This is a genomic window from Acidovorax sp. GW835-FHT14B10 (assembly GCF_058793725.1).
In genome coordinates this window covers 1-1,283 of record NZ_JBXAGC010000073.1, presented here as the reverse complement: position 1 = coordinate 1,283, position 1,283 = coordinate 1, and the positions used below count along the sequence as shown (strand labels likewise).

Sequence of the window (1,283 nt, the reverse complement as noted above, 5' to 3'; positions counted from 1 at the left end):
TGTTGATTTCCACGCAAACCTAACCCACTATTTCCATCTCGATCTGACCCACCCTTTTGCGTGAACTCGATGCTCACGTTGTGGATAAGTTCTTGGGGGTCTTCTCCTTCTTGGTTGTCGGTTGTGGTTGCTGTGCGGAACTGTTCTTGAATCGGAAGCTGTCGTTGCCGGTTTCCAGAATATGGCAGTGATGCGTGAGCCGGTCCAGCAGTGCCGTGGTCATCTTGGCATCCCCGAACACGCTGGCCCATTCGCTGAAGCTCAGGTTTGTGGTGATCACGACACTGGTGCGCTCATACAGCTTTGACAGCAGGTGGAACAGCAAGGCTCCTCCTGAAGCGCTGAACGGCAGGTAGCCCAACTCGTCCAGGATCACTAGGTCGGCATAAGCCAGCCGGTGGGCCAACTGTCCGGTCTTGCCGTTGGCCTTCTCCTCCTCCAATGCATTGACCAGTTCCACCGTGGAGAAGAACCGTACCCTGCGGTGATGGTGCTCAATAGCCTGCACACCGAGGGCCGTGGCAATGTGGGTCTTGCCGGTGCCAGGGCCGCCCACGAGCACCACGTTGTTGGCATCCTCCAGGAACTCGCAACGATGTAACTGGCGCACCAGGGCCTCGTTCACTTCGCTGTGCGAGAAGTCAAAGCCAGCCAGGTCTCGGTACGCCGGGAACCTGGCCACCTTCAACTGGTAGGCCACCGAGCGCACCTCCCGCTCGGCGGTCTCGGCCTTGAGCAGCTGGGACAGGATGGGCTGGGCTGCCTCAAAGGCCGGAGCGCCTTGCTCGGCCAGTTCCGCAACAGCCTGGGCCATGCCATGCATCTTGAGCTCGCGCAGCATGATCACGATGGAAGCGATGGCAGGGTCATGACGCATAGCGGACCTCCCTCAGCTGGTCATAGCGAAGCACATTGGCCTGGGGTTCCACAGACAACTTGAGTGCCTGGGGAGATGTGACAGGCGCCGGGGCCGGCTTGCCATCGAGCAAGCGGTGCAAGACATTCAGGATGTGGGTCTTGCTCGCAGCGCCTGACTCCAGGGCCAGCTCCACTGCCGCCAGCACGGCCTGTTCGTCGTGGTGCAGTACCAGCGCCAGGATCTCCACCATCTCCCGGTCGCCACCGGGCTGCTTGAGCAACGTGGCCTGCAAGCGCTTGAACGCAGGTGGCAACTCCAGGAACGGCGCCCCATTGCGCAAGGCGCCGGGCTTGCGCTGCAGCACCGCCAGGTAGTGACGCCAGTCGTAGACGGTCTGGCCGGCACCGTGATGATTGCGTTCGAT

The 1,283-nt window shown here is 61.0% G+C and carries 1 protein-coding gene and 1 pseudogene; both read right to left on the bottom strand.

Annotated elements, in window-relative coordinates:
- Positions 1-73: 73 nt before the first annotated feature.
- Positions 74-877, bottom strand: coding sequence for an IS21-like element ISThsp10 family helper ATPase IstB (istB, locus tag AC1Q5S_RS22250; RefSeq protein WP_210570360.1), 804 nt, complete (start codon positions 875-877; stop codon positions 74-76).
- Positions 867-1,283, bottom strand: a pseudogene (locus AC1Q5S_RS22245) (IS21 family transposase); the annotation flags it as partial. The gene istB and the pseudogene AC1Q5S_RS22245, both read right to left, overlap by 11 nt.